Here is a 4,032-nt window from a genome sequence, read left to right as displayed (position 1 = left end):
CCCAACCGACCACACCCGGGCCGCGCTCCGACGACACGCCTCACAGCGGCGTGAGCACGCCTCCCTCGATGGGTGTGAACACGATCGGGCGGCTGATCACGAGCCGGTGCCACTGCCAGCGGGCGCCGGAGACCTGCGTGATGTTCGCGAGTCCGGTGGCGCCGGGACTCGACATGCCGAGCGAGAACGTCACCCAGCCCTGGCCGTTCACGGTCGCCGACCCGGTGGCCTGGTTCGCGTCGAACCCGCCTTGCCACGAGAACGTGCACGGACCGCCCTCGGTCGACACGGCGAACGCGAGGTTGAACCGGTCGGGCGCGTTCAGCCCGTAGGCCGCGGGCTCGACGTGCATCGCGACGGCACCGGCCCGACGTCCGGCGACCAGCTCGAAGCCGGCGAAGGGCACCGTGGCATCCGTCTGCACGATCGTCGGCGCGATGATGGTGACGTTGGTGCGACCCGACCCCACCGGCCGGACCGGCGACAGCGTGTCGACCGTGCGGCTGAAGATGGACGGATCGATCGCGCGGAGCGCGTGCGCGCCCTCCGCGTCGATGGCTTCGGCGTGCGACGGCGCGGCATCGCGCGCGCGACGGGACTCGGACATGGGAACCTCCTCGGGTCGCCGCTTCGTGGAGCGGCACACGGGAAGGAGATCCGGGCCGGTCGCGCTGATACGCGCGCGGCGCCGGCATCCCGAACCGTCGCGTACGGTGAACGGGTGAGCGAGTACCGGCGGCCGGTCCTTCCCGCCGCGACCCACCGGGACGAGCACGGCGACCCGATCGAGTACGGCCGCCGGTGGGGCGGCGGCTCCCCTCCCGAGGAGGCGTACTCCCGCACGAGCCACCTCGACCGGTTCGCTCCCCTGCATCTCGTCGCCGGGGCCCTCGTCGAGTGGCTGCGGACGGACTTCGACGTGGACGTCGTGGAGGATCCCGGGGTCGCCGCCGACCTCGTGCACGGGTCGTCCGACATCGTGCGCGCCGTCCGGCTCGTGCCCCGCGACCCGGCCGCGGGGCCCCTCACGTTCGTGCTGACGTCGTTCCCCGGCGTGTGCCTCCATGCCGGGGCGCTCCACGACTTCCACTTCCCGGTGTGCGGGTGCGACGCATGCGACGACGACGTCCTGTCACTGGTCGAAGAGCTCGAGTGGACGGTCCGCGTCGTCACGTGCGGCGGCTACGCGGAGCGACTCGACCCGTGGCCGGGACGGCGTGTCCACTACCGGCTCGACGAGCCCGGCGTCGCGATGCGCGCGGGGAGCGGCCGCATCCAGGATCTTCCGCGGGAACGCGTGCAGCAGGCGCAGCGCTCCCTCCCGGAGGACGGCATGTGGGCGGCGTGGCCCGCGAAGCGCTGACCGTCCGGGCCGACGCTAGGACGACGGGCGGCCGAAGAGCCCGCGCCTCTTCGCGGGCTTGAGGCTCTTCTGCAGGTAGATGGTGCCCAGCCAGCGGCCGAACTTGAAGCCCACGCGGCCCATGCGGCCCACCTCCACGAATCCGAACCGCTCGTGCAGGGCGACGGACGCCTCGGCGCCCTTGTCACTGATCACGGCGACCATCTCGCGGATGCCGAGGGCCTGGCACTCCTCGATGAGCGCCTCCAGGAGCGCCTTGCCGAGCCCCTTGCCGGTGGCCGCCTGGCCCAGGTAGATGGAGTTCTCGACCGTGTAGCGGTACCCGGACTTGCCGGTCCACGGCGAGACCAGACCGTAGCCGAGGACCTGGCCGGTCGGCGACTCGGCGACCAGGAACGGCAGCTTCAGCTTCTGCAGGTAGTCGAACTTGTCGAGCCACTGCTTGTGCGTCCAGCGCTTCTCGTCGAAGGTCACGACGGAGTTCGTGACGTAGTGGTTGTAGATCTCGCGCACGTGCGGCATGTCTGCACGCACCGCCGGCCGGATGCGGAACGAGAACGGCTGCTCGGGCTCCGGGCGCCGCCGCAGATGGCGCGGCAGCCGCCGGCGGTCGCTGTCGAGTCCGGACACGCGGCCAGCCTAGTACCGGGCGCGCGCACGCCCGAGGGCGGGAGCGCGGGCCTACTCCGGGAGCCGCCAGTCGACCGGCGCAGCCCCCTGCCGCTCCAGCAGCTCGTTGGCGCGCGAGAACGGCTTCGAACCGAAGAACCCGCGGCTCGCCGACAGCGGCGACGGGTGCGGCGACTCGATCGACGGCGTGCCGCCGAGCAGGGGCTTGAGGTTCGCGGCATCCCGCCCCCACAGGATCGCCACGAGCGGCCGGTCGCGCGCGACGAGCGTGCGGATCGCGTGCTCGGTGACCTTCTCCCAGCCCCACCCGCGATGGGATGCCGGCGCCCCGGGCCGCACGGTGAGCACCCTGTTGAGCAGCATGACGCCCTGGTCGCTCCACGCCGACAGGTCGCCGTGCGGGGCGGGCGGGATGCCGAGATCGGACTCGAGCTCCTGGTAGATGTTCGCGAGGCTGCGCGGCAGCGGCCGCACGTGCCGGTCGACGGCGAAGCTGAGCCCGATCGGATGACCCGGCGTGGGGTACGGGTCCTGCCCGACGATCAGCACGGCGACCTGGTCGAGCGGGCGCTGGAAGGCGCGCAGCACGCGATCCCCGGCGGGGAGGTAGCGTCGCCCCGCGGCGACCTCGGCCCGCAGCCGCTCGCCGAGCGCCGCGATGTCGGGCCCGACCGGCTCCAGCGCCTCGGCCCAACCCGCGTCGATCAGCCCGGCGCCGGCCAGTTCGGGCAACGACATGGCCATGCGTTCAGCCGACCCCTGCGATCCCGGCATCCTGCTCGACGACCGAGCCCTGCCACGACCAGGGGAAGTCGATCCACAGGTCGGTCTGCTTCCACGAGTAGTGCGGCTGCACGATCGTGGTCGGCTTCGTGTAGATCACGACGGACCGGACGTCGGCGCCGCGCGCGTGCAGCAGCTCGACGGCGAGCGCGAGCGTGCGTCCGCTGTCGGCGACGTCGTCGACCAGCAGCACGCGCCGTCCCTCGAGCGCGGCGAGGTCGAGCTCGGGCGGAAGCACCACCGGCGTGTCGAGCACCGTGCCGACGCCGGTGTAGAACTCGATGTTGATCGTCCCGCAGTTCTTCACGCCCAGGCCGTAGGCGATCGCGCCCGCGGGCAGCAGGCCGCCCCGGGCGATCGCGACGACCACGTCGGGCACGAAGCCGTCGGCGACGATCGTGCGCGACAGGTCTCGGGATGCCGCGCCGAAGCCCTCCCAGGTCAGCTGTTCCCGCGCGCTCACGAGCGCACCCGCAGGGGTCCGCGGGCGAGCAGATGCTGCGCCGACTGGGCCACCGGCCGCATGACGATGAGGTCGAGGTTCACGTGCCCGGGGGCGTTCAGCGCGTACGCGATGACGTCGGCGACGTCCTCCGCGGTGAGCGGGGCCTCCACGCCCTCGTACACCTGCTCGGCGCGCGAGCGGTCGCCGCCGAGCCTGTTGAGGGTGAACTCCTCGGTGCGCACCATGCCGGGCGCGATCTCGGTGACGCGGATCGGCTCGCCGTTCAACTCGAGGCGGAGCGCGCCGGCGAGCAGCGCCTCGCCCGCCTTGGCGGCGTTGTATCCGCCGCCGCCCGCATACGCGGTGCGCGCCGCGGTCGACGTGACGTACAGCGTGTCGGCGTGGCCGTCCACCGCGGCCGCGCGCCGCAGCAGCGGCAGGAGCGCCGCGGTCACGAGCTGCGCCGACATGACGTTCACCTCGAACATCCAGCGCCAGTCGTCGGGGTCGCCGTCCTCCACGCGGTCGGCGCCGCGTGCGCCGCCGGCGATGTGCACGAGCGCATGCACCGGCCCGCTGGCGGCGAGATGCTCGGCGAGGGCCGCGACGTCGGCCTCGTTCGTGAGGTCCGCGGCGAAGGATGCCGATCCCACCTCCTCGTCGAGGGCGGCCAGGCGCTCGGCGCGCCGGGCCACGCCCACGACCTCCCAGCCGGTCGCGCGGAGCACCCGCACCACCGCCTCACCGATTCCGGAGCTCGCTCCCGTGACGACTGCGCGACGTGCCATGACTCCCACGCTATCCCTCCCGC

Annotated in this window: 6 protein-coding genes; 1 reads left to right on the top strand and 5 read right to left on the bottom strand. The window is 72.9% G+C overall.

Annotation, left to right across the window (positions count from 1 at the left end):
* Positions 1 to 40: 40 nt before the first annotated feature.
* Positions 41 to 607 (bottom strand): hypothetical protein, encoded by a 567-nt coding sequence (locus WML84_RS13475; protein WP_347346652.1) that lies wholly within the window; start codon positions 605 to 607, stop codon positions 41 to 43.
* Positions 608 to 721: 114 nt separating this feature from the next.
* Between WML84_RS13475 and WML84_RS13470 the strand changes: the two genes are divergently transcribed.
* Positions 722 to 1,363, top strand: coding sequence for a DUF6226 family protein (locus tag WML84_RS13470; RefSeq protein WP_347346651.1), 642 nt, complete (start codon positions 722 to 724; stop codon positions 1,361 to 1,363).
* Positions 1,364 to 1,378: 15 nt separating this feature from the next.
* Here WML84_RS13470 and WML84_RS13465 read toward each other — a convergent pair whose 3' ends face one another.
* The 4 genes from WML84_RS13465 to WML84_RS13450 are packed head-to-tail and all read right to left on the bottom strand — an operon-like array spanning position 1,379 to position 4,009.
* Positions 1,379 to 1,993 carry an N-acetyltransferase family protein gene (locus WML84_RS13465; RefSeq protein ID WP_347346650.1) on the bottom strand — a complete coding sequence of 205 codons (615 nt, stop codon included), beginning with the start codon at positions 1,991 to 1,993 and terminating at the stop codon, positions 1,379 to 1,381.
* A gap of 51 nt (positions 1,994 to 2,044) precedes the next feature.
* On the bottom strand, positions 2,045 to 2,737 hold the full coding sequence (locus WML84_RS13460; protein WP_347346649.1) for a uracil-DNA glycosylase: 693 nt from the start codon (positions 2,735 to 2,737) through the stop codon (positions 2,045 to 2,047).
* Positions 2,738 to 2,741: 4 nt separating this feature from the next.
* Complete coding sequence (locus tag WML84_RS13455; RefSeq protein ID WP_347346648.1) at positions 2,742 to 3,239, bottom strand: phosphoribosyltransferase; 498 nt, start codon at positions 3,237 to 3,239, stop codon at positions 2,742 to 2,744.
* A complete protein-coding gene (locus tag WML84_RS13450; RefSeq protein ID WP_347346647.1) occupies positions 3,236 to 4,009 on the bottom strand; it encodes an SDR family oxidoreductase in 774 nt (257 codons plus the stop codon). The genes WML84_RS13455 and WML84_RS13450 overlap by 4 nt, the downstream gene beginning before the upstream one ends.
* Between the last annotated feature and the right edge of the window lie 23 nt (positions 4,010 to 4,032).

Source organism: Microbacterium sp. (assembly GCF_039812165.1).
Classification (GTDB): domain Bacteria; phylum Actinomycetota; class Actinomycetes; order Actinomycetales; family Microbacteriaceae; genus Microbacterium.
The sequence above is the reverse complement of the archived record's forward strand: the minus strand, read 5'-3'. Positions and strand labels throughout refer to the sequence as shown.